Below are 24358 nucleotides of genomic sequence, written 5' to 3'. Positions count from 1 at the left end.
GGCGGATCGAACTCGCCCAGTGCACAAGAGCAGATGACAGTGAACAAGGGCAGATGAGGGTGGTGGACTCTGGTGGACCTGGCAGCACTGCTACTCGCCGACGGCCGGCTGCCCACCGGCGGCCACGCACAGTCCGCGGGACTGGAGCCGGCCCTGGCCGCGGGCCTGACTCCCGGGCTGATCCCCGACTTCCTCTCCGCCCGTCTCGACACGGCCGGATCCGTGGACGCGGCCTGCACGGTGCTGTCGCGGCGCGCGGCGGCGCTGTCCGCCTCGCTCGGCCCGGAGCTGGCCCGGATCACGCACGAGTACGAAGCCCGTACCCCCAGCCCGCCGATGCGTGCGGCGTCGGTGCTGCTCGGACGCGGAATGGTGCGCCTGGCCGAGCGGTTGTGGCCGGACCACGACGCTGTGCGGGCGCTGCGCACGTTGCCCCGGCCACCGCGGCCGGTGGCCCTCGGCGTCGTCTGCGCCCTCGCCGGCCTCGACGACAGCCAGTCGGCCCGGGTGTGTCTGTACGAGGACGCCCAGACCGTGGCGTCCGCGGCGCCGAAGCTGTTGCCCGTGGATCCGGTGGAACCCGTGCGGTGGGTGCTGGAAGTGGCCGAGGTCATCGAGCGGGCGGTGGCCCGGGCCGTCGCCGTGACCGGCCCGGAGGACATTCCCGCGACGGCCGCACCGCTGATGGAGCTGTGGTCGCTGGAACACGCAGGACGAGAGCGGAGGATTTTCCATGCCTGAACCGACGGCCGCGGCCGATCACGATCACCCCCGACGTGCCTTGCGCCTCGGGGTGGCGGGTCCGGTCGGCACCGGCAAGAGCACGCTGATCGCGACGCTGTGCCGCCGCCTCGCCGACGAGCTGCAGATCGCGGTGGTGACCAACGACATCTACACCGACGAGGACGCCCGGTTGCTGCGGGCCGCCGGTGTGCTGCCCGTCGACCGGATCGTGGCGGTCGAGACCGGGGCATGTCCGCACACCGCGATCCGGGACGACGTCACCGCGAATCTGCTGGCCGTGGAGGACCTTGAGCGGGCACTGTCCCCCTTGGACCTGGTGATGGTGGAGAGCGGCGGCGACAACCTCACCGCGACCTTCAGTCCCGCCCTCGTCGACGCGCAGATCTTCAGCATCGACGTGGCCGGTGGCGGCGACGTGGCACGCAAGGGCGGGCCCGGTATCGAACGCGCCGACCTGCTGGTGGTGAACAAGACCGACCTCGGCCCTCATGTGGGGGTGGATCCGGAACAGATGGTGCGTGACGCGTGTGCGGTACGGGGCGGGCTGCCGGTGGTGGCCCTCAGCCAGCGGGACGAGACCACCGTCGACGTGCTCGTCCGATGGGTGCGGGACACGGTCGACACCCATCGCCGTGGCCTCCTGACGCCCGCTGACCCGGGACCGATGGCGCCGCACACGCACGCCGACGGCCTCGACCACGACCACGACCACCACTCCCGTGATCATGCTGACGACGTCCTGCACGCCCGCTGACACAGGCGGCAGGGCCGGTGCCGCCCAGGCAGGTGGCACGGTGCCGACGCGGGTACGCGCCGAGCTGCGCGGCGGACGCGTCACGCTGCCGGAGCTGCGCGCCGGGGACACGCTCGTGCCCCGGGTGCTCGCCGTCGACGGGCCGCGGGTGAGGCTCGCGCTCGTCGGGCGCCGGGCGACGCTGCTCGCGGGCGACCGGGTCGAGGTGGACGTCGAAGTCGGCGCGGGGGTGCGGATGGACATCGTGGAACCGTCCGGCACGGTCGCCTACGACGCACGCGGAGGGAGGGCCGGGTGGGTCGCGCGGATCGGTGTCGCGCCCGGCGGTGCCGTGACCTGGCGGGCTGCGCCGCTCGTCGTCGCCGACGGTGCCGACGTCCGACGCGAGCTGGACGTGCGACTTGCCGATGGGGCCGTGGCCCTGCTGTCCGAGCTGCTGGTGCTCGGGCGGTCAGGGCAGGCCGGTGGCGCGCTGTTCGCGCGTCAACGGGTCCAGCACGCGGGTGAGTTGCTGCTGGCCGACGACCTCGATCTCCGCGACCCGCGGGCGAGAGCCAGGCCCGCGATCCTCGGGCCGAACCGGGTGATCGGCACCGTCGCCCTGCTCGGCCGCCCCCCGCTCACCGCTCCCGCGCCGCCGGCCGCACTGCTGGCGGGGCCGGGAGCGCTGGCACGGGTCGTGGCACGCGACGCGCACCAGGCTCAACCGGAGTTGGACCGGTGGTGGCACACCTGGTGCCGTCTTCAGGACGAGGGGATCGCCGAGGGCTCCTGAGTCCGGTCGCTGTCGCGGCGCCGGGCGAAGACAAGGGCGACCGGTGACACCACCGAGGCGACCAGACCGGCCGCGAAGCCGTTGCCGTAAAGGTTCAGCCCTCCGACGAACGCGCCGGTGACCTGGCCGACCGATACATGCAGGAACCCCGCCAACAGCCCCCAGTGGGGGCCGAACCGGCCGGCGATCGGGGCCAGACACGTACCGAACAGGGCCGCCCACACCACACCGGGATCGGTGAGGCCGAACGGCTTGGCCAGCGCGCCGAGCACCACGCCGACCATCACCGGGACGATGTTCAGCGCGTGCTTGCCGCACGCGCCGAAGCCGATCACACTCACGATGCCGCCGACCACCGGGCCGTTGAAGTCGGCGCCGACGATCAGTACGAAGGCGGTGGCGATCACTCCCACCGCCGCCATGTTCAGCAAAGTGGGCCCGGCGCCGTCCGAGTCGATGAAGTCGGCGGGAGCCTGTCCGGTGCGACGGTGCAGTGCCACGTATCCGCGCCACGGCCTGCGGTCCTGGCGGAACGCTGCCGCGATCACGCCCAGAATCACGGCCGCGACCAGGATCAACAACTCGGCGTCGTGACCCGACGTCCACACCATCGGCGGCTGCGCGGCCAGGCCGTACGACTGGAAGACCGCGACCACCACCGTGCCGAGGATCCCGGCCACGAACCCCATGTTGTACAGGGTGAAGCCGTTGTGGGCGCGGAAGAGCTGCCGTACGACAGGTGGCACCACGAACCCGATCAGCACCGCGGTCGCGAAGCCGAGCGGCACCGAAATCCACCGGTCCAGGGCGGAGTTGAACGCCACCTCGGAGAAGACCGGCGCCAGCGCGGTCGCGAAGACGGCGGTGGTGAGGTAGTCGCGCAACGGCTCGCGACGTACGACGGCGTACAGGCCGACGCCCACGACGACGGGCCAGACGTTCAGCACGGTCTTTCCGAACAGGCCGAATCCGAGCAGCATGTAGAGGCAGCCGACAGCGGCTCCGTCCACCCGCGCACCGGTCAGGCGGTAGCCGGCACAAGCGATGAGGGTGAGCAGGCCTGCCTGGGCGAACGCCCCGCCAACTCCCCCCAGATCAACGAAGTCAGTGATCAAGATGTCCGGGGCGATCACGATGCGGCCGATCCCGCGCACCACCTCGGCCGGTGTGTCCACGAGAAACCCGAAGACGACGCACCCGAGCGCCGTCAGGCTCACCAGCCGCAACAGGCGCCTCTCGCTCCTTTTGTCCAAGTATGTCGGCATGCCTCATCTTGGCACGGGAGGAACGGCGCAGCCGAGGGCTCATTCCGTGGCGGAACCGTCCCGTGTCCGCGTCGAGCGGTCCCACGCGAGACCTTCGAGCTGTTCGATGCCGTGGTTGAACTCGATCATCAGCGTGAGGAACTGCTGCGTGCGTTCGCCGCTCCAGCCCGCCGCCTCGATCAGCCGGGCGGCCCCCGCCCGGCTGATGGCCCGGTCCGCCTCCAGCCGCTCAAGGCCCAGCGGGGTGGGGCGGAAGGTGCGTGCGCCTCCCTTGGCCGTGGCCTCGATCCGCTCGACGAGGCCCTGCTTGAGCATGGCGCCGATCTGCCGGTTGATGGTGGACACGTCGGCCTGGAACGTGTGGGCCAGTTCCTTGAGCGTGAGCGGGTCGCCCGATTCCAGGCGGGTCAGCAACACGTATGCCGAGCGGTCGAGGCTCTGGCCGATGCGCGGGCCGCGTGCCGCGATGAAGTGCCGGGACAGGAGGGTCAGCTCCCGTTCCAGATCTCCCAGACTGTGTTCCTGCTCGCTCGGCTCGGTCATGGGTGCGGTGTTCCTTTCGTCGTGGTCCCGGCTCGTCGCGGTCCCGGCTTCGAGCGGCCGACCCCGGGAAGTGCGCGCTAGTGTGTATGTAACATGCACATCGTAGCGTGCATTCGCAGAGAGGCGTGTCGTCATGAGTTTTCCCACCCTGCAAGACAGGACGGCCATCGTCACCGGTGGTGCATCCGGTATCGGCGGCGCCATCACCAGGGAGTTCGTCGCGCGCGGCGCCCGCGTGGTCGTCGTCGACCTCCAGGAGGAGGCGGGGGAGGCGATCGCGAAGGAGCTGGGCGACGCCGTGGTCTTCCTGCGGGGCGATGTCTCCGACCGCGAGGTCGCCGACACCGCCGTGGCCACCGCGGTGGACCGCTTCGGCTCCCTGGAGGTGCTGGTGAACAACGCGAGCGTGTCACGGCAGAAGCCTTTCGAGGAGCAGACGGACGACGACTGGGACCTGGCGATGGGCACCGGCCTGTACGCGACCCGCAACTTCATGCTCGCCGCCCTGCCGGAACTCAAGAAGAGCGGCAACGCCAGCGTCATCAACTTCGGTTCCGGCGCGGGCCTGAACGGCCAGCCCAACCAGGCCTCCTACGCGGCGGCCAAGGAAGCGATCCGCGGCCTGAGTCGCGTGGCCGCCAATGAGTGGGCACCGTTCAACATCCGGGTCAACGTGGTCTGCCCGATGGCCCTGACGTCCGGCGTCGCCGCCTGGGCCGAGGCGCGCCCGGAGCAGTACGCGCAGTCCGCGGCCTCGGTGCCGCTCGGCCGCTTCGGCGACCCCGACCGCGATGTCGCCCCCATCGTCGCCTTCCTGGCCGGTGACGACGCGCAGTACATGACCGGGCAGACGGTCATGGCCGACGGCGGGGCCGTGAAGCTCCGCTGAGACCGCTCCCGACGCCCACCTGCCGCAGCCCACGTACGCACTGAACCACCAAGAGGAGACCGACATGGGAACCATCGCCGTCACCGGAGCCGCCTCCGGTATGGGCGCCTCCATCGCCACCCGGCTCACCGAACAGGGACACCGTGTCATCGGGGTCGACCTGCGCGGCACCGACGTGGCCGCCGACCTCGGCACACCGGAAGGGCGGAGCGCCGCGGCTGCCGAGGTCACCAGGCTCGCCGACGGGCGCCTCGACGGATTCGTGCCGTTCGCCGGGCTCTCCGGCGGCGCGGGCCGGCCGGCGAGCCTGCTGGTCTCCGTCAACTACTACGGCGCCATCGGCCTGTTGGAAGAACTGCGCCCGGCCCTGGCCGCCGCGGGCGGCGCCTCCGTCGTCCTCGCCTCCTCCAACTCCACGACCACACAGCCCGGTTGGAACCCGAAGCTCGCCGAGGCGTGTCTCGCGGGCGACGAGGAGGCGGCGCGCGCCCTCGCCGACTCCCTGGCCGACGAGGGCGGCGTGCTCACCTACCCGGCCACCAAGGCCGCGATCGCCCACTACACACGTACCCGCGCCGCCGACTACATCGCGGACGGCATCCGCCTCAACGCCATCGCGCCCGGGTTCATCGACACCCCCATGACCCAGGCGGGCCGCAAGGACCCGCGGATCGCCGCGAGCATCGAGGCGTTCCTCAAGTCCGTCCCGGCGGGGCGGGCGGGCAGCCCGGAGGAGGTCGCGGAGCTCGTCCTCTTCCTGCTGTCCGCCAAGTCCGGTTACTGCGTCGGTACGTTGATGTACTGCGACGGCGGCCTCGACGCCCACCTGCGCGGCCTGGACTGGCCGAAGGTGTGGACGCCGGAGGGGTGAGTCCGGGAGCGTGCCCCTGCTATGCGGGGAGGCCCAGACTGTCACTGAGTCGTCGACGGTGCCGGGCCGGTGTCCCGAAGAGCTGGGACGATCCGTGTGCCCGCTTGAAGTAGCGGTGGGCGTCGTGTTCCCAGGTGATGCCGATGCCGCCGTGCAGCTGGATCATCTCGCCCGCCACCGCCGAGAAGGCCTCCGAGCACGCGGACTTGGCCACCGACACGTATCTGCTGAAGTCCGGTGAGTCCGCCGCCGCGAAGGCGGCTCCCAAGGCCGCCGAACGCGCCGACTCCACGAGCACGTACGCGTCCGCCAGGCGGTGCTTGACGGCCTGGAAGGAGCCGATGGGCCGGCCGAACTGGACGCGCTCCATGGCGTACGCGACCGTCAGCTCCAGGCACCTCTCGGCGGCCCCCACCTGCTCGGCCGCCAGGGCCACGCAGGCGAGATCCAGGGCACGTTCCAGCGCTCCGACCCCATCGCCGTCCGTACCGACGAGCCGCCCCTCGGCCCCCTCGAACCGCCACCGCGCCAGCGGGCGGGTCTGGTCCATGGTCACGCGGGTCTCGATCTGCGCGCCGGGTTGCCGCGGGGTCACCTCGAAGAGCGAGACGCCGCGGTCGGTGCGGGCGGACACGAGCAGCACGTCGGCTTCGGCGCCGTCGAGCACATGCTGTTTGACGCCGTGGAGTCGCCAGCTCCCTCCTGTGCCCGAAGTGGCCCTGGAGTCGGTCCGCGAGGGGTCCCAGGAGCCGTCCTCCGCCCAGGCCAGGGACGCGACGGAGCTGCCGTCGGCGATGCCGGGGAGCAGCCGCGCGCAGGCGTCGTCGTCCCTGGAGGCGAGGAGGGCCTGTGCGGTGAGTACGGCAGAGCCGAGAAAGGGCACGGGGCTCAGCGCCCGGCCCAACTCCTCCATCACCACGTGCACTTCGACCGCCCCGCACCCGGCCCCCGCGTACTTCTCCGGTACGGCGAGCGCCGCGACGCCTATCTGCTCGGTCAACGGCTGCCAGGCGTCCGCACCCTCGTACCGGCCGAGCAGTGACCGTACGGCGGAACGCAGTTCCTCGTGCTCGCGCGTCAGCCTCATGTCCTGGCTCATGTCCCGACTCGCGTCCTGGGCTGCGGACATCCGCCCCTCCTTCCCTAACAAGTGTTTGGTAGGTTAGCGTACGTCCATGACCAGCGTCGAGGAGTTCCGTGCCGAGGTTCGCAGCTGGCTGCGGGCCAACCTCACCGGCGAGTTCGCCGCCCTGCGGGGCCGCGGCGGGCCCGGCCGCGAGCACGAGGCGCTTGCCGAGCGGCTGGGCTGGGAGCGCCATATGGCCGCCGCCGGCTGGACCTGCGTGGGCTGGCCCGTGGAGTACGGAGGCCGCGGCGCCACCCTCGAACAGCAGGTCGCCTTCCATGAGGAGTACGCCCTCGCCGACGCCCCTGCCCGGGTCAACCACATCGGCGAACAGCTCCTCGGGCCGACCCTCATCGCCTTCGGGACGCCCGAGCAGCGCGCCCGATTCCTGCCGCCGATCGTGAAGGCCGAGGAACTGTGGTGTCAGGGCTACAGCGAGCCGGACGCGGGATCGGACCTCGCGAATGTGCGCACCAGGGCCGAATGCGACGGCGAGACATGGACGGTGACGGGACAGAAGATCTGGACCTCCCTCGCCCACGAGTCCGACTGGTGCTTCGTCGTGGCCCGCACCGAACCCGGATCCGTACGCCATCACGGACTGTCCTACCTGCTGGTCCCGCTCGACCAGCCCGGTGTGGACATCCGGCCCATCACCCAGCTGACCGGCACCAGCGAGTTCAACGAAGTCTTCTTCGACCGGGCCCGCACGCCCGCCTCGAACATCGTCGGCGCGCCCGGAGAGGGCTGGAAGGTCGCCATGGCCACACTCGGCTTCGAGCGGGGTGTGTCCACGCTCGGTCAACAGGTCGGGTTTCGGCGGGAGTTGGAGACGCTGATCGAGCTGGCCCGTCGCAACGGCAGCGCCGATGACCCCCTGATACGTGACCGGCTCGCCCGCGCCTGGATCGGCCTGGAGACCATCCGGTTCAACGCGCTGCGCATGCTCGACGGAGCCGCCGCCGGGGCCCCCGGGCCCGAAGCGTCCATCGGGAAGATCTACTGGGCCACCTGGCACCGGGAGCTCGGCGAACTCGCCATGGAGGTGTGCGGCGCCGACGGTCTGCTCGCCGCCGGAGAACCCTACGATCTCGACGACTGGCAGCGGCTGTTCCTGTTCTCCCGGTCCGACACCATCTACGCCGGCTCGAACGAGATCCAGCGCAACATCATCGCCGAGCGCGTGCTCGGGCTGCCCCGAGAGGCCCGGCCGTGACACGAGGCGCGGCTTTGCCGTCGGTTATGGTCCACAGGTGGATCTTCCCCGACTGTTCGACGGCCGACTCAAGCTGCGCCACCTGCTGCTCGTCGACGCGCTGTCCCGGCAGGGCTCGGTGGTCGGCGCCGCGGCCGAACTGCACGTGACCCAGCCGGCCGCGACCCGCAGCCTGCACGAGGTGGAGGCCATCCTCGCGGTGGAGCTCTTCGAGCGCGGACCGCGGGGAGTCACCGCGACGCTCTACGGCGAGGCGTTCACGCGGCACGCGCGCGCCGTGCTCGCCCAACTCACCCAAGCCGGACGGCACATGGTGGAGCTGGCCGCCGCGGACCGCGGGACGGTAGTCGTCGGCACGCATCTGGCGGGCTCGAACATCCTGCTGCCGCATGCGGTGGCGCGCTTGAAAGAGGACCACCCCTTCCTCACCGTCGTGGTGCGCGAGGCCTCGCCCGACGACCTGCTGCTGGACCTGGAGGCCGGACGGGTCGACCTGATCGTCGGCCGGCTGACCGCTCCCTCCACGGAAGGTCTTGAGCGGCGCCCGCTCTACGACGAGTCGGTCGGTCTCATCGTCAACGCGGGGCACCCGCTGGCCGAACGCCCGGACGTCGACCTGGTCGACACCGTCGGTTTCCCCTGGATCGTGCCGGGACAGCAGACAGTGCTGCGCCATGAGGTCGAGGAGCTCTTCACCCGGCAAGGCCTCGAACTTCCGCAGAACCGCGTGGAGGCGACCTCGTTCCTCACGGTGCGTCAGCTGCTCCTTGAGACCGACATGGTGGCGGTGCTGCCGGCACTGATCGTGCAGGACGACAGCCGGCTGGCCCGGCTCCCGGTGCCGCTGGAACACATCGGCCACAGGGTCGGGGTGACGCTGTCGGCCGGCTCCGCCCTCAGCCCGTCGGCGCAGGCCCTGTTGCGGTGCCTGGAGGAGGCCGCGGAGTCCATGCAGGCGAACCCCCGGCGCGCATGAGGCGGGCCGGGGGCACAGGAGACGAGGGGACTCAAAGCCCCAGGTAGCGTTCCGCGTTGCCACGGGTGATCAGGTGGCGTGCCTGATCGGTGAGGACGGCGCTCTTGCGCACCACCTCACCGACCGGGTGCTCGCCCAGCGGATACGGGTAGTCGCTCCCGACCATGACCCGGCTCTCACCGACGGTGTCCACGAGCAGCCGCAGCGCGCGTTCGTCGAAGACCACCGAGTCCACGTAGAAGCGGCCCAGGTAGTGCGAGGGCGGGTACTGCGAGGTCCCGATGATGTCACCCCGCCGGTGCCAGGCGTTCTCCATGCGGCCCAGCCAGAAGGCGAACGAGCCTCCGCCGTGCGCGAAGCAGATCTTCAGGCGTTCGTCGATGCGGTCGAAGACGCCGCCGAGGATGAGCGCGAGGATCGACAGATGCGTCTCCGCGGGCATGGCCGTCAGCCAGCGTGCCATCCACCGGTCCAGACGCGGTGAGGTGTCCATGTCCCAGGGGTGCACGAAGACCGGCACGTTCAGGGACGCGCAGTGCTGGAGGAAGGTGACGACGCCTTCACTGTCCAGGTCCTGGTCGCCGACGTGGTTGCCGATCTCCACGCCGCGGTGCCCTGCGGCCACGGCCCGTTCCAGTTCACGGCATGCGGCGTCCGGGTCCTGAAGGGGCACCTGACAGAACGGGATCAGCCGCTCCGGTGCGGCGGCGGTGATCTCCAGAGCCAGGTCGTTGAAGATCCGGGCGATCCTGGCCGCTTCCGCACCGCTGCGGCCGTAGTGGAAGAACGCCGGGGTGGGGGAGACCACTTGGGCGCTCACACCGTCGGCGTCCATGTCCCGGAGCCTGACGGCCGCGTCCCAGCAGTCCGACTGGATCCGCCGGAACTCCGAGGACCCGGTCATGATCACGGCTTCGGTCTCGGACTCGATCCGCAGCCACGGCGCGTCGGCGCCGCCCAGGGCCGTCAGGTCCGGCCAGCCCCGGGGCACGTAGTGCGTGTGCACGTCGATGATGTCTGCCACGGTCAGCCCTTCCCGGGGTGCAGGGCGCCGCACGAGGAGCAGACCCTGGCCCGTTCGTCGCCGTAGAACTCCTCGAACACGGGCGGCAGATCGGCGACGATGTCGCGGACCTGGAGCTCCACCTCGTGCACCGTCGCCGAGCACGAGGGACAGAACCACAGGAACTTCTCCAGCTTGCCCTCCTCACGGACCCGCTCGATGACCAGACCGATGGAGTCCGGGTCCGGTCGCTGCGGCGAGTGCGGCACGTTGCCCGGCAGCAGCCAGGCCTGCCCTTGCCTGATGTGCACCGTCCTGGGGCCCTCATCGGTCATCAGATTGACGTGCATGTCGCCCCTGACCTGGTAGAACCATTCCTCGTACGGGTCCAGGTGGAAGTCGGTGCGCTGGTTGGGGCCGCCGACGATCTGGACGATGAAGTCGTTGCCGAGCGACATGGTGCGGTTGTTCACCGGCGGCTTGAGCAGGTGCGCGTGGGCGTCTATCCAGCCCTGGAAGTCGATGACCTCGGGGATGTCGGTCACTGGTCCTCCTCGGTGGCGGTGGGCACGTGTGCCACGGCCTGGATCTCGATGAGCAGGTGCGGGTGCGGGAGCTGGTGGACGGCGACAGTGGTCCGGGCCGGGCCGTTCTCGTCGAAGTACCGGCCGTAGACCTCGTTGTAGCCGCCGAAGTCGTTCATGTTGACCAGGTAAGCGGTCACCTGGACCGCGTCGGACAGGGTGCCACCGGCATCCGCGAGGATGTCGCCGATGTTCTCGATGACGGCGCGTGTCTGCGCCCGGATGTCGAGGTCGGTGGTGCCCATCGCGTCGGTGGCCACGCCGACGAAGGTGTTGTCGGGGCGGCGGGAGCTGGTGCCGGAGACGAAGACGAGGTCTCCGGCGCGGCGGAAGTGCGGGAAGCGTCCCCGGGGGGTGGCCTTCCCCGGCACGATGCGGGCCTGGTCCATCACACGCACCTCACACTGACCTGGCCGAGGCCGGCCACCTCGCAGGTGGTGACGCCCGGTGTCAGGGGAATGGCCGCGGTGGCGGCGCCCGCGAGCACGACGTCCCCCGCGCGCAGGGCGAAACCGCGCCTGCGGGCCATGTCGAGCAGCGCGCGCAGGGCGTTCAGCGGCCCGTCGAGGATGGCCGCGGTGGAACCCGCCGCCTCGCGGCTCTCACCGCGCAGCCGTACCGGGAGGTCGGACACGTCCTGGAGGGGCTGCCACGGGCCGATGGCGTAGCCGGCGGCGGAGGTGTTGTCCGCGACGACGTCCTCGTAGGTGAAGCGGAAGTCCCGGTAGCGGGAGTCGATGATCTCCAGGGCAGGGGCGACGGCGTCCACGCAGGCGGCGATGTCGGTGTCCGGGGAGTCGACGTCCACGTCCCGGGCGATCCGGAAGGCGACCTCGGGCTCCACCTTGGGGTGGATGAACCGGGCGAGGTCGGCCGTGCCCCCGTCGGCCACGCACATGGCGTCGGTCAACTCGCCGACGATGATCTCCGAGACGCCCATCTGTTCCATCTTGGCCTTGCTGGTGAAGCCCAGCTTGACGCCGGTGCGCCGTTCGCCGCGTCCGGTGCGCCGTCCGAGCAGCGCCTTCTGCACGGCGTAGGCGTCGTCGATCGTCAGGGGGTGGGTGTCGGCGAGGCTCTCGGTGTCGGCGACGGCGCGTTGCGCGCCGTCGAGGCACGCGGCCAGTTCGTCGACGGTCTCCTCGGTGATCATCGGAGGTCTCCTTCGGTGGCGCTCAAGGTGGCGCTCAAGGTGGTGCTCACGGTGGTGGCGCGGGCGTGGCGGGAGGGCGCGGGCCTCACAACTGCACGCACACGTTGGTCGGTTCGGTGTAGAAGTGCAGGGACGAGGCGCCTCCCTCGCGGCCCAGGCCGGAGAGCCCGACGCCGCCGAACGGGGAGCGCAGGTCCCGCAGGAACCAGGTGTTGACCCAGGACATGCCGACGTTCATCGCCTGCGCGACCCGGTGCCCGCGCCGCAGGTCGCTGGTCCACACCGAGGCGGCGAGACCGTACTCGGTGTCGTTGGCCAGCGCGATGGCCTCCTCCTCGGTGTCGAAGGGGATGAGCGCGGCCACGGGCCCGAAGACCTCCTCGCGCACCGGCCGGTCGGCGTTGGTGAGGCCGGTCCACAGGGCGGGTTCGATCCATGAACCGCCGTCCAGGTCCGGGCCGAGACCGGGTGTGCCGCCGCCGGTGAGTGTCTTCGCCCCCGACTGTTCGGCGAGTCGGAGGTATCCGCGGACCTTCTCCCGGTGCGCCTGCGAGATGAGCGGGCCGGTGGTGGTCGCCGGGTCGAGCGGGCTGCCCAGACGCAGTGACCGTGCTCGTTCGACCAGCCCGTCCGCGATGTCTGCGAAGACCGACCGCTGGACGTAGACCCGTTCCGTGCACAGGCACACCTGGCCGGTGTTGGCGAACACCGACCGGGTCAGGCCCTCCAGGGTCTCTTCGAGGTCGGCGTCCTCGAAGACCAACGCCGCGTTCTTGCCGCCCAGTTCGAAGGAGACCGGCCGCACGCGCGGCGCCACCGTCCTCATCACCTGGGCGCCCGTCGCCGACGAGCCGGTGAAGGTGACTCCGTCGATCCCCGGGTGCGTCGTCACGAACTCCCCGGCCGAGCCGCCGCCGAATCCGTGCACCACGTTGTACGCGCCGGCCGGCAGCCCCGCCTCCGCCAGCACCTCGGCGAGCAGCGTCGCGGTGCCGGGGGTCTCCTCGCTGGGCTTGACGACCACGGTGTTGCCGCACGCCAGAGCCGGAGCGATCTTCCAGGTGAGCAGCAGCAGCGGCAGGTTCCACGGCACGATGACCGCGACCACGCCGAGCGGCTTGCGCACCGCGTAGTTGAGCGCGTGCCGCCCGCCGGGAAGGTCGGTGAGGAACGACTCCTGGCCCGCGGCGGCGACGACATCCGCGAAGGTGCGGAAGTTGGCGACGGCGCGGGACACGTCCAGGTCGCGGGCGAGCGCGACGGGCTTGCCGGTGTCGGCCACCTCGGCGGCCACGAACTCCTCGAACCGTGACTCGATCAGGTCCGCCGCCCTGCGCAGCACGTCGGCGCGCTCGCGAACCGGTGTGGCCGCCCACCCGCCAAGGGCCTTGCGCCCGGCGGTCACCGCCCGGTCGACCAGGGCCTCGTCGGCCTCGTGGACGCGGGCGTGGGCACGGCCGGTGGCCGGGTCAATGGCGTCGAAGCAGTGCCGCTCTTGAGGGTCGACGTAGCGCCCGTCGACGAAGTTGCGGATCCACCGCGGTGTCTGTGCCGTCATGACCTCAGCCTGGAACCGGAGCGCCATGACTGACAAATGAACTTTTCGGCGCGAGGTATACACGTTTCGGTATGTCTTCAGGGTGCTCCGGACCACCCGCTATACCCAAACCGCTATGGCCCGCAGGTGAAACGGCATTTGTCCGGGGCGGGCAGGCCCTCCAGGATCCAGCGATAACGACGCACGGCCCCGGCGCGCCCGCCGGCCGGCCCCTCCGCCTCACAGTGAACGAGGTATCCATGAGCGACGCGGAGCAGCACCCCGGCGCGAGCAGAACAGCGCTGGCCACCCTCCTCGGCACGACCCTTGAGTGGTACGACTTCTTCCTCTACGGCACGGCCGCGGCACTCATCTTCGACAAGCAGTTCTTCCCGTCCCTGAGCCCGGCGGCGGGCACCCTCGCCGCGTTCGCCACTCTGGCGGTGGGCTTCGTGGCCCGTCCGCTCGGCGGTCTGGTCTTCGGGCACTTCGGCGACCGCATCGGCCGCCGCTCCACCCTGGTGGTCTCACTCCTGATGATGGGCCTTGGCTCCACGCTCATCGGCCTCGTGCCCAGCTACGACACCATCGGCCTGTGGGCGCCGACGCTCCTCGTCGTACTGCGCATCGTCCAGGGCATCGGCCTCGGCGGCGAGGGAGCCGGCGCCACCCTCCTGTCGATGGAGCACGCCCCCGAGGGGCGCAGGAATCTCTACGCCGGGTTTCCCCAGATGGGCACCCCGGCCGGACTGATCCTGGCCAACCTCGTCTTCCTCGCCGTCAACTCGCTGGCGGGACATGCCGTGTTCACCGCCTGGGCCTGGCGCATCCCCTTCCTGTTGAGCATCCTGCTGGTCGCCGTCGGACTGATCGTCCGGCTCCGCGTCACCGAATCCCCTTCCTTCCACCGGGCCCGGGAACACGAGGAGACCGTCCGCTTCCCGCTGGCCGACGCGTTCAAGGTCGGCGCACCACGGCTGGGGCTGACCCTGCTCGCCGTGCTCGCGAACTCCGCGGTCGCCTACGTGTTCATGGTGTTCACACTCTCGTACGGCACTCAACACCTCGGCTATGACCAGCAGTTCCTCGTCCTCGGGGTGAGCGCAGCCGCCGTACTGTGGTTCCTTTCCATTCCGGTGTGGACCTGGATCGCCGACCGAAGGGGGCGCCGCACGCTGTTCATCTGGGGCTCGGTGGCCATCCTCGTCTGGTGTGCCGCGTACTTCCCGTTGCTCGATGTCGGCGACGACGCCGTGGCCCTGCTGGCCCTGGTCGGCATGGGATTGATCATTCCGGTCACCCACTCCGTCCAGGGCGCCATCATCGCCGACACGTTCCCGGTGAAGGTGCGCTACTCCGGCACGTCACTCATCCTCCAGGCCGGCGCCGTGCTGGGCGGCGGCCTCGCACCCATGATCTCCAGCGCGCTGCTCGGGGCCGGCGGCTCGTCGTCGGGTGTGACCTGGTACCTCGTCGGGATCTGTGCGCTGAGCCTCGTGGGGGCCGTGGCCCTGTTCCGGGCGGTGCCGGAGACGCCGGTCCAACCGGCGGCCCTGCCCCGCGAGTTCGCGGGCGAACGATGAACGCGGCGAGGGCGGTACGCAGCGGCCCCATCAGGTTCGCCGTCGCGGAGCGCTTCGCGCTGCCCCGTGTCGTGCCCGGCGGGCAGCCCGTCGCCACCGGCAGCATCTGTCCCCAGGCCCCCTCCCGGCTCGACGCGGTGATGGGACCGCCGCACGACCGGCTCCCGCAGAGCGAGGACTGCCTGCACCTGACGGTCACGGCCCCCGCCGCCGCGACGGCGGACGGCACAGGCACCGGCCGCCCCGTCCTCGTCTGGCTGCACGGAGGTGGCTTCAGCAGCGGCGCCGGCGTTCTCGACTGGTACGACGGCGGCGCGCTGGCGGAAGAACAGGACGTGGTCGTCGTCAGCGTCGGACACCGGCTCGGCGCGCTGGGCTATCTCGTCCTCGACGGCGTCAGCGAGGGAAACCTCGGCCTCCACGACCAACTGGCGGCACTGCGCTGGGTCCACGACAACATCGCCCGCTACGGCGGGGACCCGGGCAGTGTCACCCTCTTCGGCCAGTCGGCCGGCGCCCTGGCCATCCGGCTGTTCCTGGGGATGCCCGCCGCCCGGGGCCTGTTCCAGCGCGCGATCCTGCAGAGCCCTCCGCTGTCCATCGCCACCCGGCCGCTCTCCGAGGCCCGCGCGACCGGCCGCGTGTTCGCCGACCACCTCGGCAGCGACCCGCGCACGGCGTCGGCGGCGGACCTGCTCACCGCCCAACTACGCACGGCAGCCGACGTGCAGCGCAGTACCGGCAACTTTCTGGCCCCGCCGTTCGGCCCGGTCGCCGGCACCGACCCGATCCCCGGCCGGGCGGGCGACCTCGGCGGACACCCCGGCCCCCCGGACCTTCTGTACGGCTGGAACGCGGAGGACATGTCCGCCTTCCCCGAGGGCCCTGCCGACAGCGGAAACGCCCACGAACGCACCCGCCGCACCTATGAGTTGCCGCTCACGCAGTTCGCGGCCGAGCTGAAGAAGCATGGTGGCCGGGTGCACGGCTACCGGCTCGACTGGCGACCGCCCGGCTCCTCCTACGGAGCCACCCACTGTGTGGAGCTCCCGCTGCTTCTGGGCAGCGGGGAAGCCTGGAAGGGCTCGCCGATGCTCGGGAATCTCGCTTGGCCGGACGTCGACCGGCTGGGGCGTCGTGTCCGCGCGGCATGGGCATCCTTCGCCCGTACGGGAGACCCTGGCCCGCTCCCTGCCCCCCTCGTGGCAATCGCCACCTGAGCGAAGAAGGGGACAGGGCCCGGCCTGGGCCGTCGGGGTCAGCCGATGTGCTCGGCCGCGAACTCCCTGAGGGCATCCTGCTTCGCCTCGACAGGGCAGTCCGTCGCCAGCCCCTTCATCGCCCACGGTGACACGGTCGCGTTGGTGACACCCGCGGCCGCGAGCTCCGCGTAGCCCTCCGCTCCGTGGCGATCGACGCCTGACGCCTGGATGTCGAACGGCCGGTCGGCGGTACCGAACTCCGCGCGCAGCGCGTGCAGTCGCTCCATCGTCTTGACCAGCTCGTCGAACCCCATCAGCGCCGAGGTCCATCCGTCGCCGATCCGGGCCGCGCGCCGCAGCGCCGCATCCGTGTGGCCGCCGACGATGACGGGGACCTCGCGCGGCGGAGCGGGGCTCATCTGGAGCCTGTCGAAGTCGTAGAACTCGCCGTGGTGTTCGACCATGCCCCCGCCGAGGACGAGTCTGATCACCTCGATCATCTCGTCTACCCGCGCACCCCTGCGCTCGTACGGCACACCGCACCACTCGAACTCCTCGGGCGCCCAACCGACCCCGACACCCAGCTCGAACCGTCCTTGGGTGAGGTTCGCGACCGTACCGATCTGTCTGGCCAGGAGCAGCGGGTTACGGGAGCCGAGCTTCAGCACGTTCGTCCGGTAGACGATGGACTCGGTGCAAGCGCCCATCGCGGCGGCGGAGATCAGCGGGTCGGCGAACGGGGTCTCCTCGGTCCACATCCGCCGCCCGTCGGACGTGTACGGGTAGTTCGCCGCGGCACGCTCGGAGAAGAACACCGAGTCCGGCAGCGCGACGGCACTGAATCCGCACTCCTCGGCCGTCTTCGCCAGCGGCACGAGCTGGTCCAGCGGAACCATGGCCGGCGCGAGCGTGAACCTCATCGCTCCGCACCCCGGGCCTTCACGACCTTCGACGTCGGGATCGGGTGCGAGTCGGCCTTGATCCAGCGCATCGCGAAGGTGCCCTCGCGGTGCCCGTCCGTGGTGATCCAGTTGCCGTGGCCCTGATCCTTGGCCGCCACCACGATGGTCAGGGTGCCGTCGTCGTTGAGCTTGGCCGTGTGGTTGTTGAGGTGGATGTTGGTGCGGTGGTAATCGAGGGATTCCAGCCAGAAGTTCTGGAGCACGAAGTTGAAGTACTCGCAGTCCGGTACCTCGGTCTCGATGACCCAGGCCTCGTCCTCCGCCAGCTTCCAGTACCCGTGGAGGTAGAAGATCGTCGGATCGCCACCGGCCTTCTGGAAGGATTCCTGGCCCCAGTCCACGATTTCGTTGGCCCGCGGACCGAACCTGCGGCTCCACTCCAGGAAGGTGTTCGCGGTGCCGCGCACCATGCCGATGGCCGCGGTGAGACGCTCACTCATCTGCTCGTGAGTGAGCGGGGTGAACTCGCCGTCCGGGTCCAGGCATTCGATGGACAGTTCGGCGGGGATCTCGCTCGGGCGGTCCTGGTGTGTCTGCCGCACGGAGATGAGGTTGCTGTCCGGCGAGAGTGGCAGCCAGGCACCTTCCGGGGGCTGCTCCACGCTCGCGATGAACGAGAACCGGCCGTGCTCGTCGACGTCGAGGTCATGGGCGTGCAGATCGCCGGTCTGCAGCATGGTGCCGTCGATGTGGTAGCGGTTGACGCGCGATCCGAATGTGAGGAGGGGAATGGTGCCGCGGGTGCCGGTGATCCGGTAGGTGTGCCGGCCGGAGATGTTGGCACGCAGATAGATGTTGTCGGGGTTGTCGGCCCCGATCTTCGTCCTCATGTTGGGGTTGGGTGCTGACGTAAAGCTCGGCCAGCGCGGGTCGGTGTACTCGACGCAGTTGATCGTCGCGTACCTGACCAGGCGGCTCAGGTAGCGGACGCCCTCGGCCTGCGTCAGTGGATCCTGCGGCACGATGTCGTCGTGCAGGATCCTTCCGACATCGAGCAGGTCGGCGCAGAACTTCTCCCATGCGGCGTTCATGGTCAACTCCTTTGTTGAATCAGGCGAATGACGCCTCGTCAGGCACGGTCGGCGAAGCGCTCGTCGACCTCGGCCCCGGTCAGACCGAAGTCCTCCAGGCGGTACCGGTGGTCGGGACGCCGGTGCGCGCCCAGACTCTTGCGGTGCGAGGCCTCGACCGCCTCGCGCGCCCGAGTCGTGAACTCCAGGCCGAAGTGCTCGTAGATGCCCCCGACGGTGCCGAGCGGATCGGTGACGAAGTCCTGGTAGTCGACGTCGAGGAACTGCCGCGGGTCGTAGCGGCGTCGGGCCTCCTCGAAGTGCTCGATTCCCCGGGCCCACAGGGCGAGTTGGGTGCGGCCGATGGTCTCGCGGTCGTACGCCGCGGACATGTCGTGCTTGCCCTGCTCGGCCAGGCTGCAGGTCGAGGCCATGGCCGTCCTCGGGGCGCGGTGGGTCCGGATGATCAGGGCGTCCGGGTAGACCCGCATGATCTCGTCGATCGCGAAGACGTGGCTGGGGTTCTTGAGCACCCAGCGCTTTTCGGGGTCGTTCATGCCGATCAGCTGAAGGTTCTTCTTGTGCCTGGCGTAGGTGTCGGTCCAGTCCTGTCCGGCCAGCCACTTCGAGTACGTGGGGAGGTACGAGACGCACTCGAAGGCCACCGACCGCATCGACTGCTGCAACAGCTGCCAACACTCCTCGACCTCGTCGGCGTCCATGAAGTGCACCTTCATCAGCTCCGCCTCGTTGCGCCGGCGGGCCGCGAAGTGGGCCTGCGCGCGCCGGAAGTCGGGGTGAGCGGACCAGTCCTCACGGGCGGGCCGAGGCTGCGGAGCCTCGGCGAGCCATGTCTCGATGCCTTGGTGGGCGGGGTCGGCGGACAGCAGCCGGTGCAGCGCGGTGCTGCCCGTGCGCATGAGGCCGCAGACGAAGACCGGGCGTTCGATGCCGACCTCGGTGTGCTCGGGGTGCCGGGCGAACGCCGCCTCGCTGCGCGCCCTGCCGACAAGAGCCTTCGTCATCATGGCGCGGGCGATCGTCACGCCGTGCGGGGTGAGCCGCGAATCGGCGTCGAAGCTGGAGATCAGTACCTGAAGCCCCTCGCGGAAGTCGTCGTCACCGAAGTCGTCGAGGCCGGTCGCCTCGGTCGCGAGAGCGAGGAGTTCGTCGGCGGTGCCGACCGTCGGGGTGTCCTGTGTGGTCATGTCCCTCTCCGGGGCAGGGGTGGGTGTGTTCAGGGGCGGGTGTGTTCAGTGGTGGGCGTGCCCGCAGTTGACGTCCAGGCATTGCCCCGTGATCGCGCGTGCGTGTTCCGAGGCGAGGAAGACCGCGGTGTTCGCGATGTCGTCGGGTTCGGGCAGCCGGCGCAGGTCGGCTCCGGCCGCGATCTCGTCGTGGACCACGCTCGGGTCGACGCCACGCTCGGCCGCCTGGCGTTCGAACCACGCCTTGACCGAGTCCGCCCAGATGTAGCCGGGGGCAACGGAGTTGACGCGCACTCCGCGGGGGCCGAGGTCCACGGACAGGCTCCGGGCGAGGGCCAGCAGGCCCGACTTCATGATCCGGTACGCGCCGAAGCCCGGCAGCTGGTTCCGGAGCACCATCGAGTTGATCATCACGACCGAGCCCTGCGCCTCGACGAGCGCGGGCACCAGCTTGCGGGTGAGGTTCAGTGCGGCCATCAGGTTGATCTCCAACCCCTGCCGCACGTCGTCCGGTTCGGCGTCGAGGAGGCTGACCTGGGCGGGCTGGACGAACGCGTTGTGGATCACCGAATCGAGCCGGCCGAAGGCGCCGCACGCCTTCTCCGCGAGGTTCTCGACCGATGCGTCGTCGGTGAGATCGGCTGTCACCACGGCGGCTTCGCCACCGAGGCCGTGGATCTCGTCGGCCACCGCTTCGAGCCTGGACCGGGTGCGGGCCGCGAGCACCACCTGGGCACCCGCGAGGGCGCTGCGCACGGCGAGGGAGCGGCCGAGGCCAGGACCCACCCCCGACACCAGTACGGTCTTTCCCTCAAGCAGTGGAATCCGTGTCAGCGTCATGCCGGCCCCTGCGCCGGGTCGACCAGCGCCCGGGGATCGATGAGCACGCTGAGCGACACGATCTTGCACGCGTCGTCGAACTCGAACAGGTCGGTGGTCGCGAAGGCATGCATGCCGGCCCTCTCCACTCGGAGCTGCGTCGCGGCGTATTTCCCGGTCACGGTGATCGGTGAGAGCAGGCTGACGGTGAAGTCGACCTTCGCGTTCTGGGTGTCGAAGGTCCGGATCTCGTCGACACCTCGATAGCTGGTGACACCGATCGGCTCGTGCTGGACGGCGTCCTCGGCGAACAACGCGACCAGTTCGTCGACGTCGTGGTTGCCGAGGTGTCTCACGTAGGACTCGATGGCGGAGCAGATGTCGTCCCGGCTGGGCATGGAGGAACTCCTTGTCCTGAGGAGGGAACAGCGGTGCGCGTGATGTGCTCGTGCTCGCTCAGGCGATGACGCCACGTGAGCGGAGGAAGCCGACGATCCGGTCGGCCGCCTCCTCCGGGGCGACGGACGTGGTGTCGATCCGTACCTCGGGCGAGCGCGGCGGCTCGTAGGGCGAGTCGATTCCGGTGAAGTGGGGCAGCTCGCCGCGCCGCGCCTTCCGGTAAAGCCCCTTCGGATCCCGTTCCTCCGCGACCGAGATCGGAGTGTCCACGTGGATCTCACAGAACCGCTCGGGCCCGACCAGCTCCCGGGCCGCGTCTCGTTCCGCGCGAAAGGGCGAGATGAACGACGCGATGACGATCAGGCCCGCGTCGGCCATCAGCCGGGCGACCTCGGTGACGCGCCGGATGTTCTCCACCCGGTCGGCATCGGTGAACCCGAGGTCACGGTTCAGTCCGTGGCGAACGTTGTCGCCGTCCAGGAGATAGGTGTGCGCACCGAGCGCGTGCAGCCGGCGCTCCAGTTCGTTAGCGATCGTCGACTTCCCGGAGCCGGAGAGCCCGGTCAGCCACAGGATCTGGGGGCGATGGCCCATCAGCTGCTCGCGAGCGCGTTCGTCGACGTCGACGGCCTGCCAGTGGAGGTTGTCCGAACGCCGCAGCTGATGCTCGATCATGCCGGCGCCCACGGTGGCGTTGGTGAGCCGGTCGATCAGGACGAAGCCGCCGGTGTCCCGGTTGGCGCGGTACGTGTCGTACGGCACCGGGCGGTCGAAGCTGATGTTGCAGACGCCGATCTCGTTGAGGGCGAGGGTGTTCGTCGCCGTCTTCTCCAGGGAGTTGACGTTGATCTTGTGCTTGGGCCTGGTGATCCGCGCCTGCGCCCTCATGGTGCCGATCTGGCAGAGGTACGGCCGCTCGGGCAGCATCTCGTCCTCGCCCATCCACACCAGGCGCGCCTCGAACTGGTCGGCGACACCGGGCACGGCATCGGCCACGGCCAGCACGTCACCACGGCTGACATCGATCTCGTCGGCCAGCGTGACCGTGACGGACCGACCGGCTGTCGCCTCCGTCAGGTCGCCGTCCCGGGTGACGATCCGGGCGACCGAGGACTCCCCGCCGCCCGGCAGCACCCGCACCCGGTCACCGGGCCGCACCACGCCGCTGACGATCTGTCCGGAGAACCCACGGAAGTCCAGGTCCGGCCGGTTCACCCACTGCACGGGCATCCGGAAGGGAGTGGCGATCAGGTCGTCGTCGATCTCGACGGTCTCCAGGTGCCCCATCAGCGTCGGGCCCTGGTACCAGGGGGTGTTGGGGCTGGGCTCGGTGAGGTTGTCGCCGACGTACGCCGACATGGGGATGGCCACGACGTCGCCAAGACCGATCTCCTCCGCGAACCTGGAGTAGTCGTCGGTTATGCGCTCGAAGGCCTCCTGCGAATAGCCCACCAGGTCGAGCTTGTTGACCGCGAGCACCACGTGGCGGATGCCGAGCAGTGACACCAGGTAGGAGTGTCGGCGGGTCTGGGTGAGCACGCCCTTGCGGGCGTCGACCAGGATCACCGCGAGGTCCGCCGTGGAGGCCCCGGTGACCATGTTCCGGGTGTACTGCTCGTGGCCGGGGGTGTCGGCGACGACGAACTTACGGCGCTCGGTGGAGAAGTAGCGGTACGCGACATCGATCGTGATGCCCTGCTCGCGCTCGGCGGCAAGACCGTCGACCAGCAGCGCGAAGTCGAGGCCCTCTCCCTGGGTGCCCACCTTGCGGGAGTCGGCCTCCAGCGCGGTGAGCTGGTCCTCGAAGACCAGCTTCGACTCGTAGAGCAGCCGTCCGATGAGCGTGGACTTGCCGTCGTCGACGCTGCCGCAGGTGAGGAAGCGGAGCATGCTCTTGTTCGCGTGCCGTTCGAGGTACTGCTCGATGTCGTCGGCGATCAGATCGGCCGAGGGGGCTGAGTGGGTCGAGTGCGTCATCAGAAGTAGCCCTCCTGCTTCTTCTTCTCCATCGATGCGCTGCTGTCGTGGTCGATGACCCGTCCCTGGCGCTCGGACGTGGAGGTCAGCAGCATTTCCTGGATGACATCGGTCAGGGACTCCGCGGTGGACTCGACGGCCCCGGTGAGCGGGTAGCAGCCGAGCGTGCGGAAGCGCACGCTCTTGAGCTCGGGTTCCTCGCCCGGCAGCAGTGGCATCCGTTCGTCGTCGACCATGATCAGTGCTCCGTCGCGTTCGACGACGGGTCGCTTCGCCGCGAAGTAGAGCGGCACGATCGGGATCTGCTCCTGTCGGATGTACTCCCAGACGTCCAGCTCGGTCCAGTTGGACAGCGGGAAGACGCGCAGGCTCTCGCCGGGCGACTTGCGCACGTTGTACATCCGCCACAGTTCGGGGCGCTGCTTCTTCGGGTCCCACCGGTGTTCGGCCGAGCGGACCGAGAAGATGCGTTCCTTGGCCCGCGACTTCTCCTCGTCCCGGCGCGCTCCGCCGAACGCGGCGTCGAACTTGTAGAGGTCGAGGGCCTGTTTGAGCCCCTCCGTCTTCCACATGTCGGTGTGTGTGGCCGACCCGTGGGTGAACGGGTTGATCGACTTCTCCACGCACTCGGGGTTCTTGTGCACCAGTAGGTCCAGATCCCCGGCGGCCGCGGTCTCGTCACGCAGGGCGTACATCGCACGGAACTTCCACGTGGTGTCGACGTGCAGCAACGGGAACGGCAGCTTGGACGGGAAGAACGCCTTCCGCGCGAGGTGCAGCATCACCGCGCTGTCCTTGCCGACGGAGTAGAGCATCACGGGGTTCTCGCTGCCCGCGACCGCCTCCCGCATGATGTGCATGCTCTCGGCTTCGAGTCGTTCGAGGTGGGTCAGGGTGGGTGTCATCGTCCAAGTACCCCCAGAGCGCGGTCGGCCAGTTCGGGACGGCAGATGAGCAGGTCGGGCAACCAGGGGTTCTCCTGGTTGTAGCGGAGTTCGGATCCGTCGATCCGGGACACGTGCAGTCCGGCGGCGCGTGCGACCGCGACGGGGGCCGCCGAGTCCCACTCGTACTGGCCGCCGGTGTGGGCGTAGACATCGGCCTCACCGCGCACCACTGCCATCGCCTTGGCGCCCGCCGATCCCATCTCGATCAGTTCGGCTCCGAGCGCCTCGGCCATGGCCGTCACCGGCGCGGGCCGGCGGGTGCGGCTGACGACCACGCGGGGGACCGCGGGCAGCGCGGGGAGCGGCGCGACCGCGTCCGCCGTCGAGAAGGTGACACCCAGTCCGGGCACCGCGACCGCACCGGCGACCAGCCGCCCCGCCTCGACGAGCGCGACGTGGACGGCCCAGTCGGTGCGGCCGGACTCACCGAACTCGCGGGTGCCGTCCAGCGGGTCGACGATCCACACCCGGTCGGCCGCGAGACGGGCCAGGTCGTCGGCGCCCTCCTCGGAGAGCACCGCGTCACCCGGGAACCGTCGGCCGAGCGTGGCGACCAGGAAGTCGTGCGAGAGCTGGTCCCCGGCCTTGCGTACGTCGGAGGGGTCGGCGCCAGCGCGTTCCTGATCCGTCCGATGCGCCAGCAGCAGGGCGCCGGCTTCAGTGGCGATATCCGCCGCCGCCTGCCCATCGGCAAGTAGAGGTGATGAGACGTCAGGGTTCGTCATGGGGAGGACCGTAGCCCCAGAATGAACAACGTTCAATCCATTCTGAACAATGTTCTTTCTTGCGCGCCTCCCCGTGGATACCGTGAGCAC

25 protein-coding genes are annotated in these 24358 nt (G+C 69.9%); 9 read left to right on the top strand and 16 right to left on the bottom strand.

The window, feature by feature from the left end; translation table 11 throughout:
- Positions 1-72 precede the first annotated feature (72 nt).
- Genes ACFYWS_RS24205 through ACFYWS_RS24195 form a run of 3 tightly spaced genes read left to right on the top strand, consistent with a single transcriptional unit; the run spans position 73 to position 2273 of the window.
- A complete protein-coding gene (locus ACFYWS_RS24205) occupies positions 73-741 on the top strand; it encodes an urease accessory protein UreF (protein ID WP_389279997.1) in 669 nt (222 codons plus the stop codon).
- Positions 734-1498 (top strand): urease accessory protein UreG, encoded by a 765-nt coding sequence (gene ureG / locus ACFYWS_RS24200; protein ID WP_389279995.1) that lies wholly within the window; start codon positions 734-736, stop codon positions 1496-1498. The genes ACFYWS_RS24205 and ureG overlap by 8 nt, the downstream gene beginning before the upstream one ends.
- Positions 1470-2273 carry an urease accessory protein UreD gene (locus tag ACFYWS_RS24195; RefSeq protein WP_389279993.1) on the top strand — a complete coding sequence of 268 codons (804 nt, stop codon included), beginning with the start codon at positions 1470-1472 and terminating at the stop codon, positions 2271-2273. Before ureG ends, ACFYWS_RS24195 begins: the two co-directional genes overlap by 29 nt.
- On the opposite strand, the gene ACFYWS_RS24190 is transcribed toward ACFYWS_RS24195, so the two are convergent.
- The gene (locus ACFYWS_RS24190; RefSeq protein ID WP_389280548.1) at positions 2243-3490 is read right to left on the bottom strand and encodes a DUF1576 domain-containing protein; all 1248 of its coding nucleotides are present in this window, start codon (positions 3488-3490) and stop codon (positions 2243-2245) included. The genes ACFYWS_RS24195 and ACFYWS_RS24190 overlap by 31 nt on opposite strands.
- Positions 3491-3577: 87 nt before the next feature.
- Positions 3578-4081: a MarR family winged helix-turn-helix transcriptional regulator gene (locus ACFYWS_RS24185; RefSeq protein ID WP_389279991.1), complete on the bottom strand. Its 504-nt coding sequence runs from the start codon at positions 4079-4081 to the stop codon at positions 3578-3580.
- Positions 4082-4214: 133 nt separating this feature from the next.
- Between ACFYWS_RS24185 and ACFYWS_RS24180 the strand changes: the two genes are divergently transcribed.
- Together ACFYWS_RS24180 and ACFYWS_RS24175 are read left to right on the top strand one after the other, a co-directional pair.
- Positions 4215-4970: an SDR family NAD(P)-dependent oxidoreductase gene (locus ACFYWS_RS24180; RefSeq protein WP_389279989.1), complete on the top strand. Its 756-nt coding sequence runs from the start codon at positions 4215-4217 to the stop codon at positions 4968-4970.
- Between the two features lie 64 nt (positions 4971-5034).
- The gene (locus ACFYWS_RS24175; RefSeq protein ID WP_389279987.1) at positions 5035-5841 is read left to right on the top strand and encodes an SDR family oxidoreductase; all 807 of its coding nucleotides are present in this window, start codon (positions 5035-5037) and stop codon (positions 5839-5841) included.
- A gap of 19 nt (positions 5842-5860) precedes the next feature.
- Here the strand turns inward: ACFYWS_RS24175 and ACFYWS_RS24170 are convergent, their stop codons facing one another.
- The gene (locus ACFYWS_RS24170) at positions 5861-6970 is read right to left on the bottom strand and encodes an acyl-CoA dehydrogenase family protein (RefSeq protein WP_389279985.1); all 1110 of its coding nucleotides are present in this window, start codon (positions 6968-6970) and stop codon (positions 5861-5863) included.
- 46 nt (positions 6971-7016) lie between these two features.
- Between ACFYWS_RS24170 and ACFYWS_RS24165 the strand changes: the two genes are divergently transcribed.
- The gene (locus ACFYWS_RS24165) at positions 7017-8183 is read left to right on the top strand and encodes an acyl-CoA dehydrogenase family protein (RefSeq protein ID WP_389279983.1); all 1167 of its coding nucleotides are present in this window, start codon (positions 7017-7019) and stop codon (positions 8181-8183) included.
- A gap of 37 nt (positions 8184-8220) precedes the next feature.
- Positions 8221-9159 carry a LysR substrate-binding domain-containing protein gene (locus ACFYWS_RS24160; protein WP_389279981.1) on the top strand — a complete coding sequence of 313 codons (939 nt, stop codon included), beginning with the start codon at positions 8221-8223 and terminating at the stop codon, positions 9157-9159.
- 31 nt (positions 9160-9190) lie between these two features.
- Here ACFYWS_RS24160 and ACFYWS_RS24155 read toward each other — a convergent pair whose 3' ends face one another.
- From ACFYWS_RS24155 to ACFYWS_RS24135, 5 genes are all read right to left on the bottom strand, one after another.
- Positions 9191-10183: an amidohydrolase family protein gene (locus ACFYWS_RS24155; protein ID WP_389279979.1), complete on the bottom strand. Its 993-nt coding sequence runs from the start codon at positions 10181-10183 to the stop codon at positions 9191-9193.
- A 2-nt stretch (positions 10184-10185) separates the two neighbouring features.
- Entirely contained in the window at positions 10186-10707 is a 522-nt protein-coding gene (locus tag ACFYWS_RS24150) for a 3-hydroxyanthranilate 3,4-dioxygenase (protein ID WP_389279977.1), read from the bottom strand.
- On the bottom strand, positions 10704-11135 hold the full coding sequence (locus ACFYWS_RS24145) for a RidA family protein (protein ID WP_389279975.1): 432 nt from the start codon (positions 11133-11135) through the stop codon (positions 10704-10706). The genes ACFYWS_RS24150 and ACFYWS_RS24145 overlap by 4 nt, the downstream gene beginning before the upstream one ends.
- A complete protein-coding gene (locus ACFYWS_RS24140; protein WP_389279973.1) occupies positions 11135-11899 on the bottom strand; it encodes a 2-keto-4-pentenoate hydratase in 765 nt (254 codons plus the stop codon). The genes ACFYWS_RS24145 and ACFYWS_RS24140 overlap by 1 nt, the downstream gene beginning before the upstream one ends.
- An 85-nt stretch (positions 11900-11984) precedes the next feature.
- Positions 11985-13457, bottom strand: a complete 1473-nt coding sequence (locus tag ACFYWS_RS24135; RefSeq protein WP_389279971.1) for a 2-hydroxymuconic semialdehyde dehydrogenase — start codon at positions 13455-13457, stop codon at positions 11985-11987.
- A gap of 239 nt (positions 13458-13696) precedes the next feature.
- Here ACFYWS_RS24135 and ACFYWS_RS24130 point away from each other — a divergent pair, with 239 nt between their 5' ends.
- Positions 13697-15019, top strand: a complete 1323-nt coding sequence (locus tag ACFYWS_RS24130) for an MFS transporter (RefSeq protein WP_389279969.1) — start codon at positions 13697-13699, stop codon at positions 15017-15019.
- Positions 15016-16239, top strand: a complete 1224-nt coding sequence (locus tag ACFYWS_RS24125; protein ID WP_389279967.1) for a carboxylesterase family protein — start codon at positions 15016-15018, stop codon at positions 16237-16239. The genes ACFYWS_RS24130 and ACFYWS_RS24125 overlap by 4 nt, the downstream gene beginning before the upstream one ends.
- A 38-nt stretch (positions 16240-16277) precedes the next feature.
- Here the strand turns inward: ACFYWS_RS24125 and ACFYWS_RS24120 are convergent, their stop codons facing one another.
- Genes ACFYWS_RS24120 through ACFYWS_RS24085 form a run of 8 tightly spaced genes read right to left on the bottom strand, consistent with a single transcriptional unit; the run spans position 16278 to position 24268 of the window.
- A complete protein-coding gene (locus tag ACFYWS_RS24120; protein ID WP_389279965.1) occupies positions 16278-17141 on the bottom strand; it encodes a TIGR03619 family F420-dependent LLM class oxidoreductase in 864 nt (287 codons plus the stop codon).
- Positions 17138-18214 carry a DUF1214 domain-containing protein gene (locus ACFYWS_RS24115; RefSeq protein WP_389279963.1) on the bottom strand — a complete coding sequence of 359 codons (1077 nt, stop codon included), beginning with the start codon at positions 18212-18214 and terminating at the stop codon, positions 17138-17140. The genes ACFYWS_RS24120 and ACFYWS_RS24115 overlap by 4 nt, the downstream gene beginning before the upstream one ends.
- A gap of 38 nt (positions 18215-18252) precedes the next feature.
- A complete protein-coding gene (locus ACFYWS_RS24110; protein WP_389279961.1) occupies positions 18253-19401 on the bottom strand; it encodes a sulfotransferase family protein in 1149 nt (382 codons plus the stop codon).
- A gap of 45 nt (positions 19402-19446) precedes the next feature.
- On the bottom strand, positions 19447-20241 hold the full coding sequence (locus ACFYWS_RS24105) for an SDR family oxidoreductase (protein ID WP_389279959.1): 795 nt from the start codon (positions 20239-20241) through the stop codon (positions 19447-19449).
- Positions 20238-20618, bottom strand: coding sequence for a nuclear transport factor 2 family protein (locus tag ACFYWS_RS24100; RefSeq protein ID WP_389279957.1), 381 nt, complete (start codon positions 20616-20618; stop codon positions 20238-20240). Before ACFYWS_RS24100 ends, ACFYWS_RS24105 begins: the two co-directional genes overlap by 4 nt.
- 58 nt (positions 20619-20676) lie before the next feature.
- A complete protein-coding gene (gene cysN, locus ACFYWS_RS24095; protein ID WP_389279955.1) occupies positions 20677-22596 on the bottom strand; it encodes a sulfate adenylyltransferase subunit CysN in 1920 nt (639 codons plus the stop codon).
- Entirely contained in the window at positions 22596-23501 is a 906-nt protein-coding gene (gene cysD, locus ACFYWS_RS24090; RefSeq protein ID WP_389279953.1) for a sulfate adenylyltransferase subunit CysD, read from the bottom strand. The genes cysN and cysD overlap by 1 nt, the downstream gene beginning before the upstream one ends.
- The gene (locus ACFYWS_RS24085; RefSeq protein WP_389279951.1) at positions 23498-24268 is read right to left on the bottom strand and encodes a 3'(2'),5'-bisphosphate nucleotidase CysQ; all 771 of its coding nucleotides are present in this window, start codon (positions 24266-24268) and stop codon (positions 23498-23500) included. The genes cysD and ACFYWS_RS24085 overlap by 4 nt, the downstream gene beginning before the upstream one ends.
- Between the last annotated feature and the right edge of the window lie 90 nt (positions 24269-24358).

This window comes from Streptomyces sp. NPDC002795 (assembly GCF_042888725.1).
GTDB lineage: Bacteria > Actinomycetota > Actinomycetes > Streptomycetales > Streptomycetaceae > Streptomyces.
Note: the sequence above shows the minus strand (reverse complement) of the source record. Positions and strands in the feature narration are given on the sequence as shown.